This window comes from Sphingomonas sp. Leaf22, from assembly GCF_001421715.1.
GTDB lineage: Bacteria > Pseudomonadota > Alphaproteobacteria > Sphingomonadales > Sphingomonadaceae > Sphingomonas.
On sequence record NZ_LMKP01000001.1, the window covers coordinates 1 to 14,352 of the forward strand.

Sequence of the window (14,352 nt, forward strand, 5' to 3'; positions counted from 1 at the left end):
TCGGTCCCCTCACACGCTGGACAACGCATCCTATCCTCCCCGTCCCAAATCAAAGGAACACAGAAGAATCCAAAACGCGCCTCGTGTAAACAGTCCCGCGCAGGCGGGGGTCCAGGGCGGCACTTGCAACCCGTTGTTCTGCCTGGCGCTGGACCCCCCCGCCTGCGCGGGGGTACGCGTTTAACGCGAACATTTTGAGCGCGAGACGTTCGTAAAAAACGTCGTGCGGGTGGGGAAGCGAAGCGCGCCATCGTCCGGCAGCGGACCGCAAGTGTCCATTGCCGCCACGCCGGTCGCCTCATACAGTCGGATGATGACGGGGGGCATGACCGGTTGGCAAGGCCATGATGCGACGCGGGAGCGGACGTTGTTCGTGCTGTCGTTCCGGCAACGCGACGAACTGGCCGCGATCCTGTCGCGTGGCGGCTGGTACGTCGTCGCCGCCCGCCGGGCGGAGGGACTGCGCCAGCGCGTCGCCGCCAGCGGTGCGGCGATCGTCATCATCGATGCGCGCGGCGCGGTGCAGGAGGCGATCGCCGCGACCGCCGAACTGGCGCAGGTCGCCGGCCATGGCGACGCCCTGCTGGTGCTGGTCGCGCGCGGCGATTCGCCGCAACTGGGCGCCTTGCACGATGCCGGGGCCACCCATTTCCTCGTCAGCCCGATCGCGGCCGACATGTTGTTGCAGGCGGTGCGATCGGCCGAGCGTTACGTCATCCGCATGGGCGGCGGCTGGCACGATCCGCAGGCCGGGGGCGGGGCGGCGCTCGGCTGGCGGCATGACGGCGAACGCGGCACGCTGCAACTGACGCCGGCCTTGGCGGAGGCGGTGGGGCTGCGCGAACTCGGCTCGCCGCGCACCGCGCTGCGCGCGATCGGCCGGGCGGGGCGGCGGACGGCGCTGGCCGCGATCCGGCGGCTGGGCGACGCACTGCCTGCAACCGCGTTCGCGCACGACTTGCCGGGGCTGGGGCGGGTCGTGCAGCATGTCGCGCGCGACCCGCATACCCATCGGCTGCACGCGCTGGTCGAGCCGTTGACGCGCGTCGGCGATATCGGTGCGGCGGTGCGCGAGGCATTGGGATCGGTGCGCGACCTGACCAGCGCACGGAGCTGGCTCGATCGCCGGATCGAGGCGGGCGAACGGCCCGGCGCACGGGTGCTCGCGGTCCGCGGCATCGAAGCAGTCAACCGGCAGCAGGGGCGCGGGGTCGGCGATACGTTGCTGCGCGCGGTCGAGCGCCGGATCGAACGCGCGGTGCGCGACGCCGGGGTCGCCCGCGCGGCGCTGGCCCGGCTGGGCGGCACCGAATTTGCGGTCCTGCTGCCGCATGGTGCCGACGCCGGGCTGGAAGCGGCGCTCGCGCAGGCGCTGGCCCGCCCGTTCGTCGCGGGCAGCACGATGGTGACGTTGTTCCTCGAACAGGCGTTCGGTATCGCCCGTCCCGGCGAGGACGGCGCGGCGCTGCTCGACCGGATGCGCGACGCGCTGCCCGGCGTCCCGGCCGACGAAGCGGCGGAGCGCCGGGCGTCCGACGACGACCGCTCGCTGTCCGCCGGCGTCCGCCGCGCGATCGATCGGGGGGAGATCGCCATCCGGTTCCAGCCGCAGGTCCATCTGCTGTCCGGTGCGATCGTCGGCGTCGAGGCGCTGGCGCGGTGGGAGCATCCCGATCGCGGCGAACTGGGGGCCGAACTGCTATTCGCCGCTGCGGCACATGCCGGGCTGGCGGGGGCGTTGTCGGGGCATGTCCAGCAACTGGCGCTCGGCATCGCCGCCGCGTGGGCACCGCCGCTCGCCCGGCTGCGCCTGTCGATCAACGTCACCGCCGAGGACATCGCCCGGCCCGATTTCGCCGAAACGCTGCTCGCCTGCGCCGATGCCAGCGGGTTCCCGCGCGACCGGCTGACCGTCGAGGTGACCGAAAGCGGCCTCATCGCCGAACTGGGCGAGGCTGCCGGGCTGCTCGCGACGCTGCGTGCGGCGGGATGCCGGGTGGCGATCGACGATTTCGGCACCGGCTACTCCAGCCTCGCCTATCTGAAGGCGCTGCCGCTCGATTATCTCAAGCTCGACCGGCGGATGACGCAGGACATCGTCGGCACGCACCGCGACCGGGTGGTGGTGCGCGGCGTCATCGACATGGCCCGCTCGCTCGACCTGACGATCATCGCCGAGGGCGTCGAGACCGTCGAACAGCGCGACGCGCTCGCGACCGAGGGGTGCCAGTTGTATCAGGGGTTCCTGTGCGCCGAGCCGCTGACCGGCCCGGCGCTGTCCGCGCTGCTCGATCAGTAGCGCGCGATCGACAGGTCGGCCGTCTCGATCGCCGCGCGCCTGCCCGACATCAGGTCGGCGATCACCGCCGCCGATCCGCATGCCATCGTCCACCCGAGCGTACCGTGCCCGGTGTTCAGGAACAGGTTGCCGAAGTTCGTCGGCCCGACGACCGGCGTGCTGTCGGGCGTCATCGGGCGCAGGCCGCTCCAGAAACTCGCCCGCGACGTGTCTCCGGCACCGGGGAACAGGCTGCCGAGCGAATATTCCAGCGTCGCCCGCCGCGCTTCGGGCAGGTCGTTGTTGAACCCCGAAATCTCCGCCATGCCGCCCACCCGGATGCGGTCGCCCAGCCGGGTGATCGCGACCTTGTAACTCTCGTCCAGCAGCGTCGATACCGGCGCGCGGGCTTCGTCGACGATCGGCACGGTAATCGAATAGCCCTTCACCGGATATACCGGCACGCGCAGCCCCACCGGCCCCAGCAGTTGCGGCGAAAAGCTGCCCATCGCCACCAGATAGGCGTCGCCGGTCACCGGCCCGGCATCGGTTTCGACCCCGGTAATCCGGTCGCCCTGCCGCACCAGCCGCTTGATCGTGGTCCCCATGCGGAACTCGACCCCGGCATCCGCCGCCATCTTCGCCAGCGCATTGGTGAACTTGAAGCAATCACCCGTCTCGTCCCCCGGCAATCGCAGCCCGCCCGCCAGCGGCTGGTTGCTGCCCGCCAGTCCCGGTTCGGCGGCGATGCACCCGGCGCGATCTAACACTTCATAGGCGACGCCATCGGCCTTCAGCACCGCGATATCCTTGTCGATCCCCGCCAGCTGCTTTTCCTCGCGGAACAGCTGCAACGTGCCCTGCGACCGCTCGTCATAGGAAATGCCGGTGCTCCCACGCAGCTCGATCAGCCGGTCGCGGCTATATTCGGCCAGCCGCACCATCCGCGCCTTGTTCACCGCATAGTCGCGCGCATTGCAGTTGCCGAGCATCGCCACCAGCCAGCGCAGCATCGCCAGATCGAACTGCGGCCGCAGGATCAGCGGGGCGTGTTCCATGAACAACCACTTCACAGCCTTGGCCGGAATGCCCGGCGCGGCCCATGGCGAGGCATAGCCTGGCGAAATCTCCCCGGCATTGGCGAAGCTGGTCTCCAACGCCGGCCCCGCCTGCCGGTCGATCACCACGACCTCATGGCCCGCCTGTGCCAGATACCATGCGGAAGTGACCCCGATCACCCCCGCGCCCAGGATCACGACGCGCATCGAACCATCCCCTCTTGCCGAACGCCCAGAATGCGGCGCGCATGGCGGTGGCGCAGCCCGGTCAGAATTTCATAGGCGATCGTGCCGGCATCGGCGGCGACGCGATCGATCGTCTGGTTCGGCCCGATCAGTTCGGCCCGGTTCGCCGCCGCCAGCACGTCGCCGGGCACGTCGGTAACGTCGATGCAGATGCTGTCCATCGACACCCGCCCGGCGATCGGCGCACGATAGCCGCCGATATAGGCCGCGCCCCGGTTGCTGAGCGATCGCGGCCAGCCATCGGCATAGCCATAGGACAGGGTCGCGATCCGCCGGTCGTGCGCCGCGACCGACGTCAGCCCATAGCCGACCCCGGTCCCCGCCGGCACGTCGCGCCACTGCACGATCCGCGCGTCGAGCGCGACCACCGGCCGCATCGGATTGTCGCGCCCCATTTGCGGTGCCGCGCCGTACAGCGCGATCCCCGGCCGCACCAGATCGCCATGAAATCCGGTACCCAGAAACGCACCGCCCGAATTGGCGAGCGAGCGCGGCGCGGCGGGCAGCATCGCCGCCAGTTCGGCGAACCGCGCCCGCTGCGCCGCGTTCGCCGCCGAATCGGGTTCGTCGCCGCACGCCAGATGGCTCATCACCAGCACGATATCGAGATCGGCGAGCGCCCCGCCATCCGCTGCCAGCGCCGCCACGTCGCCGGGGGCTAGCCCCAGCCGCGACATGCCGCTGTCGACCTGCACCGCCGCCGGCAACCGCCGCCCGACGATCCGCGCTGCCGCCGCCCAGCGCGCAAGGTCCGCCAGGCAGTTGAGCACCGGCACCGCCTCTGCCGCGATCAGCGCCGCTTCCTCGCCCGGCGCGATCCCGTTCAGCACGAACAACTGCGTATCGGCGGGCAGCGACGGCCGCAGCGCGGTCGCCTCCGCCGTCAGCGCGACGAAGAAATCGCGACACCCCGCGCCATACAGCGCCCCCGCGACCAGCGTCGCACCCAGCCCATAGCCATCGGCCTTCGCCACCCCCGCGACCCGCGCCGGCGCGGCGGTGCGCGCGACGATCCGGTAATTGGCGGCAAGGGCGTCGAGGTCGATGGTCAACAACGTCATGGCGGCATGATCTCCGATTCCGATCCTAATACCAAATCGCGTGCAGGGGATGCGTTTGTCGTGCAGGATCGGTCATATTCGGCCGATCGCGCAACATCCTGCGGCAGGAAAGCAAGATTCGATGAACCTCGACGCGATCGATCGCAAATTGCTGAACCTGCTCCGCCTCGACGCGCGCCGCACCAACAACGCGCTGGCGGCGGAGGTCGGCCTGTCGCCGTCCGCCTGCCTGCGCCGCGTGCGCCTGCTCGAAGAAGCCGGCGTCATTCGCGGCTACACCGTCGTAACCCGCACCGACCCGAACGACCATGGCGCGACCGTGATCGTACAGGTGACGCTCGAGCGTCAGACCGAGGAATATCTCTCCCGCTTCGAAGCCGCGGTGCGCCGTCATGCCGAGATTCAGGAATGCTGGCTGATGACCGGCCAGTCCGATTACTGGCTACGCGTCGCGGTCGATTCGGCGGCGGCCTATGAGGCGCTGCACACCGACATCCTGTCGCGCCTGCCGGGCGTGACGCGGATCAATTCGAGCTTCGCAATGCGGAACGCGCTGATGCCGCGGCGGCGGGGGTAGGGTGGGCCTTCGTGCAAACCCGTTCGTGTTGAGTAGGACCGATCGACAGTCGGCTGTCAGGCCAACAAGCTTCTCCCCTCCCTGACAAGGGAGGGGTCGGGGGTGGGTCGGCCCGCGAGGGAGCGACTCGCCCGCCCTAGACCGACCCACCCCCAGCCCCTCCCTTGTCAGGGAGGGGAGAAGTCGAAACCTTACTGAAGGTCGATCGGCCTCGGGGATTGAGCTTGTCGAAAGCCCGTATCGAAGCACCGGTCGCAGTCCTTCGATACACCGCTTCGACAAGCTCAGCGGATACTCAGGACGAACGAGCCTGTCGGATTCTTCCTTCCCCGTTCGGTTCGAGCAGCTTCGAGCTTGTCGAGAAGCGTCCGTCGAGAACACCCCGTTCGGGGCACCCCCTTCTCGACTACGGTTCTCGACAGGCTCGAACCTCCGCTCGAAGCAAATGGAAGGGGCAGCGGAACGGGAACGGGCGGCATTAAAGCCCAAAGCCCGCAAACCCAATCCTATCGCAACCGCGCCAGCTTCTCCGCGGTCCGCACGTCATGCGCGACCACCGCACCGCTCAACCGCTCGATCAACCCGATCAGCCCGCCGCCGCGCACCGCGCTGTCGGGTGCCAGCAACTCGCTGCCCCATTCGCGGGCCAGTGCCTCGATCTGCCCGGTCCGGTCGACCGTCACCGATCGGAACGGCAGCAGCGTCGCGGGGGAGGCAAAGCGATCCGCCCCCGCCTCCATCGTCGGGTCGACCAGTATCGCCCCCGTCACCCGTTCGACATAATGGGCGGGCGACAGCCGCGCCCACCACGCCGCCGCGCGGCACCCGGCACCGTGCGCGAGCAGGATCACCTGCCGATCGGCGTCCCCGACGAACCGGTCGATCCGCGCGCCCAGCAGGTTGCGGTCGCCATCGGTCTGTCGACCCAGCGGTACCAGCGTGGCGCGCAACCGGTCGATCGCCTCGCGCAGCACGGGCGGTGGTGCGCCGTCGGACAGGGCAAGGACCGAACAGCGGGCAGCAGCAATCGCGACCATGGTTTCGTCTCCCGTTCAGGATATCGACAGCGAAGCTACCACAGCGGTGGACCGGTGCAACCGTGTCGGGGGTGGAAGGCGGTCAAGCGATCCGTCACTGCCACGAAACGCGCGGCGGTTTCAGGGGGATCGACACTCCGTTCGCCGGGCGCAGGAATCGCGTTCCATCCTCATTCGTCACTCCCGCGCAGGCGGGAGTCCATATACGCCGGCGTCGCGGATCGAGCCGAACTTCAGCGTCTATGGATTCCCGCCTGCGCGGGAATGACGAAATCCCGTGGGTTTCCGTGAAGGTCGATCGTTCCCGGATCGCACGCCGATCACAGCGGCAGCGCCGTCGTCGACTTGACCTCCTCCAGCACCGCATAGGTCCGCGTTTCGCGCACCCCCGGCACGGTCGTCAGCGTCCGGCCAAGGAACGCGCGATAGGCCGCCATATCGGCCATACGAACCTTCAACAGATAGTCGAAACCGCCCGCAACCATATGACATTCCAGCACTTCGGGCAGGTCTCGAACATGGTGGCCGAAGGCGGTGAACACGTCGTCGGTCGTCCGGTCGAGCAGCACTTCGATGAACACCAGCAGCGATCGGTCGAGCTTCTCCGGGTCGAGCAGCGCGGCATATCCCCGGATCACCCCGCTTTCCCGCAACCGCCGCACCCGTTCGAAACAGGCGGCGGGGGAGATGCCGCACTGCGCCGCCAGCGCCTGATTGGTGATCCGCCCGTCACCCTGTAGCACGCGCAGCAGCTTGCGGTCGGTCTGGTCCATGGCAGTCGCTCGCTCCCCTCCCTGAGAAGGGAGGGGCTGGGGGTGGGTTGGTTTGGGGCCGGGCGATCCGCTCCCTCGCAGACCGACCCACCCCAACCCCTCCCTGTCAGGGAGGGGCTTGCTGGTGAAGATCTATGGGAAAACCGCCAGTAGAGCCAGAAAAGCTTCGTCTACTCCCGACAACATACGAAGCACCTTCGTCGCCAACCGAGATATACCGAGGAACCGCCACACGGAGAGACGAATGCCCGCGATCGACTGGGACGCCCTCGACACCGACAAGTTCACCGACGAAAGCGCCTTGCTGCCGCAATTGCTGGCACAGGTGCCGCTGACCCAGTCCGACCGCAGCGAGATCGTCGCCAAGGCCGCGACGCTGGTCGAGCGCACCCGCGCCGCCGCCGCCAAGCCCGGCGTGGTCGAAGGCTTCCTCCAGCAATTCTCGCTGGGCACGCAGGAAGGGCTGGCGCTGATGTGCCTCGCCGAGGCGCTGTTGCGCACCCCCGATGCCGCGACCCGCGACCGCCTGATCGCCGAAAAGGTCGGGACCGCCGACTGGGCGGCGCATCTCGGGCAATCGTCCAGCCTGTTCGTCAACGCCTCGACCATCGGCCTGACGCTTACCGGCAAGCTGGTCGGCGACGAAGGTCCGGCCGGGGTCGGCGAAACGATCCGGCGGCTGGCCGGGCGGTTGGGCGAACCGGTCATCCGTCGCGCGCTGGCGGCGGCGGTCGGCATCATGGGCGACCAGTTCGTGCTGGGCGCGACGATCGAGGCGGCGCTGAAGCGTGCTGCGAAGGAAGGCTATCTCTGCTCGTTCGATATGCTGGGCGAAGGGGCGCGGACTCCCGAAGATGCCGATCGTTACGAACATATCTATGCCGCCGCGATCGATGCGGTCGGTCGCGCCCGCGCACCCGGCAGCACCCCCGAACAGGGGCATGGCGTCTCGGTCAAACTCTCCGCGCTGTGCCCGCGCTATGAAGCGGTGCGCGAGGCGGACGTCTTCGCCGACCTCTATCCGCGGATGAAGCGCCTCGCGCTGATCGGTGCCCGCCACAATCTGAACCTCGCGATCGATGCCGAGGAGGCCGACCGGCTGGCCCTGTCGCTCAAGCTGATCGACCGGTTGGCGCGTGAGGCCGAGCTTGGCGACTGGACCGGTCTCGGCGTCGTGGTGCAGGCCTATGGCAAGCGTGCGCGCGGCGTGATCGACGGGCTGGAGCGGCTGGCGCGCGATACCGGGCGGCGGATCATGGTCCGGCTGGTCAAGGGTGCGTATTGGGACAGCGAGGTCAAGCGCGCGCAGATCGCCGGGCATCCCGGCTATCCGGTGTTCACGTCGAAGGCCGCGACCGACCTGTCCTATCTCGTCTGCGCGCACAAGTTGATCGCCGCCGCGCCCGCGCTCTATCCGCAATTCGCGACGCATAACGCCCACAGCCTGATGGCGGTGCGGCACATGGCGACGCGCGCGGGCGTGACGATGGAGCACCAGCGCCTGCACGGCATGGGGGAGGGGCTGTACCGCGCCGCGTCAGGAACCGGCGATAACCAACTGATATTGCGGGCCTATGCGCCGGTCGGTGGGTATCAGGAACTACTCCCCTATCTGGTCCGCCGCCTGCTCGAAAACGGAGCGAACAGCAGCTTCGTTAACGCCCTGCTCGATGAGGATGTCCCCGCGGCGCAGCTGGTCGCCGACCCGGTCGCGGCGGTCGCGGCAACCCCGCGTCAACATCCGCGTCTTCCGTCCCCATCCGACATCTATCCCGGCCGCGCCAACCCGCTGGGCCGCGACTATTCCATCGCCTCGGTCCGGTCCGGGGCGGCATCGGTACGTGACACCTTCGCCAACATCCACGCCACCCCCCTGATCGGCGGCAAATCGACCCCCGGCGGCGGTGCCGCACCCATGGTAAGCCCCGTCGATCACAGCCGCACCATCGGCTCGGTAAGCCCCGCTACCCCCAGCGAAATCGACCGCGCCGCTGCCCTTGCCCGCACCGCCCAACCCCGCTGGAACGCCCTTGGCGGCGTCGGTCGCGGCAAGGTGCTGCGTGCCATGGCCGACGCCCTCGACGCGCAGATGGACCGCTTCATCGCCATCCTCTCCGCCGAAGCCGGCAAGACGCTGAACGATGCCGTCGCCGAGGTCCGCGAGGCGATCGATTTCTGCCGCTATTACGCCCTCTTGGCCGAAACCCGCTTCGCCGGCCCGACCGTGCTGCCGGGTCCGGTGGGCGAGGTGAACCAGATCGAACTCCACGGCCGCGGCGTCTTCGTTTGCATCTCGCCCTGGAATTTCCCCCTCGCGATCTTCACCGGACAGGTCGCTGCCGCGCTCGCCGCGGGCAACGCCGTTCTCGCCAAACCCGCCGAGCAAACCTCTCTAATCGCGTATGAAGCGGTCCGCCTGTTCCACGCCGCCGGCCTCGATCCCGACCTGCTGGCGCTGCTCCCCGGCAAGGGGGCGGAGGTCGGCGCGGCGCTGGTCGCGCACCCGTCGATCGCCGGCGTCGCCTTCACCGGCGGCACCGACACCGCCTGGGCGATCAACCGCACGCTCGCCAACCGCAACGGCCCGATTCTGCCGTTCATTGCCGAAACCGGCGGCCTGAACGGCCTGTTCGTCGACACCAGCGCGTTGCGCGAACAGGTCGTCGACGACGTGCTCCTGTCGGCCTTCGGATCGGCCGGACAGCGTTGTTCGGCACTCCGCCTGCTGTATCTGCCCAAAGATACCGCCGATGCGGTGATCGAGACGCTGCTCGGCGCGGCCGCCTGCATGGTGCTGGGCGACCCGTCCGATCCGGCGACCGATATCGGCCCGGTAATCGACGCCGACGCGCGAGGTGCCTTGAACGCCCATGTCGAACGCCTTGAGCGCGAAGCAAAAATCTTGTTCCGCGCTGACCTGCGCGGTTGGGACGACCGCGGTACTTACTTCGCGCCGGTCATCGCCGAAGTGCCCAGCCCCGACTTCCTCGAACGTGAGGTATTCGGCCCGGTCCTGCACATCTATCGCTACGATCCCGCCGACTTGGCGCAAGTCGCTGGCAAGCTGGCGGCGCGCGGCTATGGTCTGACGCTAGGCATCCACAGCCGCATCGACCGCTTCGCCGAGGAAGTTGCGGCGCTGGTCCCGGCGGGCAATGTCTATGTCAACCGCTCGATCATCGGCGCGGTCGTCGGCGTGCAGCCGTTCGGCGGCGAAGGGCTGTCGGGTACCGGCCCGAAGGCGGGCGGTCCCGACGCGCTGCTGCGCTATGCCGCCGAGCGATCGACGTCGATCAACATCATGGCGAAGGGCGGCGACCCGGCGCTACTCAACCTGTAACGGCGCGCACTTCGCAGTGACCCACGCCGCTGTCTCGAGGTCGAGCAGCGGCGTCAGCAGGTCGGCGACGCGGGCGTGATAGGCATCGACCCACGCCCGCTCGGTCGGCGTCAGCAGCGCCGGTACGATCAGCGTCCGCTCGATCGGCACGAAGGTCAGCGTCTCGAATCCCAGCATCTGCAGGTCGCCGCCGGGGATGTCGCGTTCGACTACCAGCAGCAGGTTTTCGATGCGGATGCCGTATTCGCCCGCCTTGTAATAGCCCGGCTCGTTCGACAGCATCATGCCGGCGCGCAGCGGCTCCATCGGCCCGCCGCCCGGATAGTTGGGGGCACCGATCCGCTGCGGTCCTTCATGCACCGACAGATAGCTGCCGATGCCATGGCCGGTGCCATGCGCGTAATCGAGCCCTGCTTCCCACAAGGGCCGTCGCGCGAAGCCGTCGATGTGCCCGCCCAGCGTTCCGTCGGGGAAGATAGCGGTGTCGATCGCGATGTGCCCCTTCAGCACCCGGGTGAAGCGGTCGCGCATCTCGTCCGACACGGCCCCGACCGGCATGACGCGGGTGATGTCGGTGGTGCCATCGGCATACTGACCGCCCGAATCGATGAGGTAGAGCTGGCCGGGCAGGATCGCCGCGTCGCTCTCGACCGTCGCCTTGTAATGCGGGCTGGCGGCGTGCGCGCCGGTGGCGCTGATCGTGTCGAACGATAGGTCGCGTAAGTATCCGGTTTCGGCGCGCATCGCCTCCAGCCGGTCGGATGCCGACAATTCGGTCAGCGCGCCCGACGGCGCGGTTTCCTCGAACCATTTCAGGAAGCGGACCATCGCCGCACCGTCACGTGCCTGCGCTGCGGCGTGGCCGGCGATCTCGACCGGGTTCTTGATCGCCTTGGCAAGAACGGTCGGATCGCGTTCGGCGACGATCGTCGCACCGTTTTGCCGCAGCGTTTCGTGGATCGCCGCGACGGCACGATCGGGGTCGGCAGCGACGCGCTTGCCGGCGAACTGGCCGAGTGCGTCCTTGAACGCCGTCATCGGCCGGACCGTCACCGCGTTGCCGAGATGGCGGACGACATCGTCGCCGACCTTGGCGGGCGCGGCGAAGAGATCGGCGGTGCCGTCGGCATGAACGATCGCATAGCTGAGCGCGACCGGGGTATGCGCCACGTCCGTCCCGCGCACGTTGAATGTCCATGCGATCGAATCGAGCGCCGACAGGATCACCGCGTCCGCCCGCCGTTCGGTCAGCCATTCGCCGATCGCCGCACGCTTTTCGGCCGAGGTGCGACCGGTCAGCGCATCGTCTTGCACACACATCGGCGCGGGCGAGGGGGCGGCGCGATCGCGCCAGAGCGCGTCGATCGGGTTGGTGTCGATCGCCGCCAGCTCCGCGCCGGCATCGGCGAGCGCCTCCCGTGCGGACGCGACCCAATCGACCGTCGCCAGCCATGGATCATAGCCGATCCTATCACCGGCCTGCACGGCACCCCGCAGCCAGTCGGTCATTGACGTCGCGGGCACCTGCACGAACTGCCAGTCGGCAGCGTCGACCTGCTCACGGACCTGCAGCGTGTAGCGGCCGTCGGTGAACATCGCCGCCGTGTCGCGCAGCACGACCGCGCTGCCCGCCGATCCCTTGAACCCGGTCAGCCAAGCGAGGCGCTGGGCATAGTCGCCGACATATTCGCTCATATGTTCGTCGGTCAGCGGCACGACGAACCCGGTGAGGTTTAGCGTGGCGAGGTGGATGCGCAGGGCGACAAGGCGTTCGTGGTAGTTGTTGGTCATGGCCGCGTGGTTACCAGCCACGACCGCGTCACAAAAGCACAACCGAACTCGACGTCGGCAACGGCGCGTCCCATATGGGCGTCCTATGACCAGACCCATTCCGCCGATCGCCGAACAACGTGCCCACACCTTCGAACGCCATGGCATCGTCGTCGACGATCCATGGGCATGGCTGCGTGACCCGAATTATCCGAAGGTCGAGGACGAAGACGTGCTTGCCTATCTGAAGGCGGAGAACGACTATTTCGACGCGGTGATGCGCCCGCATCAGCCGTTGATCGATACGCTGTTCGCCGAGATGCGGGCACGGATCAAGGAAGACGATGCGACCGTGCCGCAACGCGACGGCGACTGGTGGTACTGGTCCGATTTCGAGACCGGCGGAGAGTATCGCCGCTGGTGGCGCAAGCCGGTGGCGGGCGGTGCCGACGAACTGATCCTCGACGAGCCGGCACTGGCCGAGGGCAAGGAATATTTTCGGCTGGGCGCGCTGTCGGTCAGCCCCGACGGGCGGCTGCTCGCCTATGCGATCGACGATGACGGCGGCGAGCGGTTCGAGGCGCGGGTCAAGGATCTGGCGACCGGCGAATTGCTGGCCGACGTGATCCCGGGAACGCTGTCCGAACTGGTGTGGACGGGGGATTCCACCGGCTTTCTCTACGGTCTGGCCAACGAACAATGGCGGACCGACAATGCCCGGCTGCACCGCATCGGCACGCCGATCGAGCAGGACATCGAACTATATCACGAGGCCGATGAGGGCTGGCGCGTGTCGGTCGGCGAGACCCAGTCGCGGCGCTTCCTCGTCATTTCGGCGGGCGACCACGTCACCAGCGAGGTGCGGCTGATCCCGGCCGACGATCCGACCGCCGAACCGATCCTTGTGCGGGCGCGCGAGGAACATGTCGAATATGATGTGGAGGAGCATGACGGCACGCTGTTCATCCACACCAACGACACGCATCCGAACTTCCGCCTTGCGACTGCGCCGCTGGAACGGCCTGACGACTGGCAGGAATTGATCGCCGCCGACCCGCATTTCTACATGACCGGGGTCACGACCTTCGCAAAGCTGTTCGTGGTCGAGGGGCGACTGGACGGGCTCGATCAGATCCGGTTGCACGACTATGCGGGCGGGGCGGTGCGGCCAATCGCGTTTCCGGAGGCGAGTTTCGTTGTCGGGCTGGGCGACAATCCGGAATATGACGTCGATACCCTGCGGCTCGGCTATGAATCGATGGTCACGCCGGGCACCGTCTATGACTATGACGTGGCGAGCGGCAGCCTAACCGTTCGCAAGGTGCAGGCGATTCCGTCGGGCTACGACCCCGCGCGCTATGCGACCGAGCGGCTGCACATCACCGCCCGCGACGGCACCGCGATCCCGTGTTCGGTGGTGTATCCGAAGGACTTCCCGCGCGACGGGACGGGCAAGCTCTATCTCTACAGCTATGGTGCGTATGGCTATGCGATCCCGCCGGGCTTTTCGACCAGCCGCATGTCGTTCCTCGACCGCGGCATGGCGTTTGCCATCGCTCATATCCGGGGCGGCGACGACCTTGGCCAGCAATGGTATCTGGACGGCAAGCTGGAGAAGCGGACCAACACCTTCAACGACTTTGTCGATGTGGCGAAGGGGCTGATCGACCTCGGCTTCACCGGCGAAGGGCGGATCTCGATCGCCGGCGGGTCGGCGGGTGGCGAGTTGATGGGGGCGGTGATGAACTCCGACCCCGAGCTATGGGGCGCGGTGGTGGCGAGCGTGCCGTTCGTCGACGTGCTGAACACCATGCTCGACGACAGCCTGCCGCTGACGCCCGGCGAATGGCCCGAATGGGGCAATCCGATCGAGGACAAGGCGGCGTTCGAACTGATCCGGTCGTACAGCCCGTATGACAATGTGACCGCACAGCCCTACCCGCCGGTGTTCATTTCGGGCGGGCTGAACGATCCGCGCGTGACCTATTGGGAGCCGGCCAAGTGGGCGGCGCGGCTGCGTAGCGTCAAGACCGACGATAATGTGTTGCTGCTCAAGACCAATATGGGTGCAGGCCATGGCGGCAAGTCGGGGCGGTGGGAAAGTCTGCGCGAGGCGGCCGAGGAGATGGCGTTCGTGCTGTGGCAGTTGGGGGTGGACGCCTGAATCCTCCCCGGCACGGGGAGGGGGACCGCCGCGTAGCGGTGGTGGAGG

General features: G+C 68.0%; 9 protein-coding genes. 4 read left to right on the forward strand and 5 right to left on the reverse strand.

Annotated elements, in window-relative coordinates; translation table 11 throughout:
* The first annotated feature begins 325 nt into the window (after positions 1-325).
* Positions 326-2,299, forward strand: coding sequence for an EAL domain-containing protein (locus ASE70_RS00005; RefSeq protein ID WP_200925577.1), 1,974 nt, complete (start codon positions 326-328; stop codon positions 2,297-2,299).
* On the opposite strand, the gene ASE70_RS00010 is transcribed toward ASE70_RS00005, so the two are convergent.
* Positions 2,293-3,543, reverse strand: coding sequence for a D-amino acid dehydrogenase (locus tag ASE70_RS00010; RefSeq protein WP_056500101.1), 1,251 nt, complete (start codon positions 3,541-3,543; stop codon positions 2,293-2,295). The genes ASE70_RS00005 and ASE70_RS00010 overlap by 7 nt on opposite strands.
* A complete protein-coding gene (gene alr / locus ASE70_RS00015; RefSeq protein ID WP_056500104.1) occupies positions 3,531-4,643 on the reverse strand; it encodes an alanine racemase in 1,113 nt (370 codons plus the stop codon). Before alr ends, ASE70_RS00010 begins: the two co-directional genes overlap by 13 nt.
* Positions 4,644-4,764: 121 nt before the next feature.
* Here alr and ASE70_RS00020 point away from each other — a divergent pair, with 121 nt between their 5' ends.
* Positions 4,765-5,220 carry an Lrp/AsnC family transcriptional regulator gene (locus tag ASE70_RS00020; RefSeq protein ID WP_056401910.1) on the forward strand — a complete coding sequence of 152 codons (456 nt, stop codon included), beginning with the start codon at positions 4,765-4,767 and terminating at the stop codon, positions 5,218-5,220.
* 506 nt (positions 5,221-5,726) lie between these two features.
* On the opposite strand, the gene ASE70_RS00025 is transcribed toward ASE70_RS00020, so the two are convergent.
* Together ASE70_RS00025 and ASE70_RS00030 are read right to left on the reverse strand one after the other, a co-directional pair.
* Positions 5,727-6,257, reverse strand: coding sequence for an alpha/beta hydrolase (locus tag ASE70_RS00025; protein ID WP_056500108.1), 531 nt, complete (start codon positions 6,255-6,257; stop codon positions 5,727-5,729).
* 320 nt (positions 6,258-6,577) lie between these two features.
* On the reverse strand, positions 6,578-7,030 hold the full coding sequence (locus tag ASE70_RS00030) for an Lrp/AsnC ligand binding domain-containing protein (protein ID WP_056500112.1): 453 nt from the start codon (positions 7,028-7,030) through the stop codon (positions 6,578-6,580).
* 244 nt (positions 7,031-7,274) lie between these two features.
* On the opposite strand from ASE70_RS00030, the gene putA reads away from it, so the two are divergent.
* Positions 7,275-10,370, forward strand: a complete 3,096-nt coding sequence (gene putA, locus ASE70_RS00035) for a bifunctional proline dehydrogenase/L-glutamate gamma-semialdehyde dehydrogenase PutA (protein WP_056500115.1) — start codon at positions 7,275-7,277, stop codon at positions 10,368-10,370.
* Here putA and ASE70_RS00040 read toward each other — a convergent pair.
* The gene (locus ASE70_RS00040) at positions 10,356-12,161 is read right to left on the reverse strand and encodes an aminopeptidase P family protein (protein ID WP_056500120.1); all 1,806 of its coding nucleotides are present in this window, start codon (positions 12,159-12,161) and stop codon (positions 10,356-10,358) included. The genes putA and ASE70_RS00040 overlap by 15 nt on opposite strands.
* 85 nt (positions 12,162-12,246) lie before the next feature.
* Between ASE70_RS00040 and ASE70_RS00045 the strand changes: the two genes are divergently transcribed.
* A complete protein-coding gene (locus tag ASE70_RS00045; RefSeq protein ID WP_056500122.1) occupies positions 12,247-14,304 on the forward strand; it encodes a S9 family peptidase in 2,058 nt (685 codons plus the stop codon).
* Positions 14,305-14,352: the final 48 nt, after the last annotated feature.

Bases quoted from the DNA above. Each gene is read 5' to 3' on its own strand.
- ASE70_RS00005 (WP_200925577.1), top strand. From the start codon at position 326: ATGACCGGTTGGCAAGGCCATGATGCGACGCGGGAGCGGACGTTGTTC.
- ASE70_RS00010 (WP_056500101.1), bottom strand. From the start codon at position 3,543: ATGCGCGTCGTGATCCTGGGCGCGGGGGTGATCGGGGTCACTTCCGCA.
- alr (WP_056500104.1), bottom strand. From the start codon at position 4,643: ATGACGTTGTTGACCATCGACCTCGACGCCCTTGCCGCCAATTACCGG.
- ASE70_RS00020 (WP_056401910.1), top strand. From the start codon at position 4,765: ATGAACCTCGACGCGATCGATCGCAAATTGCTGAACCTGCTCCGCCTC.
- ASE70_RS00025 (WP_056500108.1), bottom strand. From the start codon at position 6,257: ATGGTCGCGATTGCTGCTGCCCGCTGTTCGGTCCTTGCCCTGTCCGAC.
- ASE70_RS00030 (WP_056500112.1), bottom strand. From the start codon at position 7,030: ATGGACCAGACCGACCGCAAGCTGCTGCGCGTGCTACAGGGTGACGGG.
- putA (WP_056500115.1), top strand. From the start codon at position 7,275: ATGCCCGCGATCGACTGGGACGCCCTCGACACCGACAAGTTCACCGAC.
- ASE70_RS00040 (WP_056500120.1), bottom strand. From the start codon at position 12,161: ATGACCAACAACTACCACGAACGCCTTGTCGCCCTGCGCATCCACCTC.
- ASE70_RS00045 (WP_056500122.1), top strand. From the start codon at position 12,247: ATGACCAGACCCATTCCGCCGATCGCCGAACAACGTGCCCACACCTTC.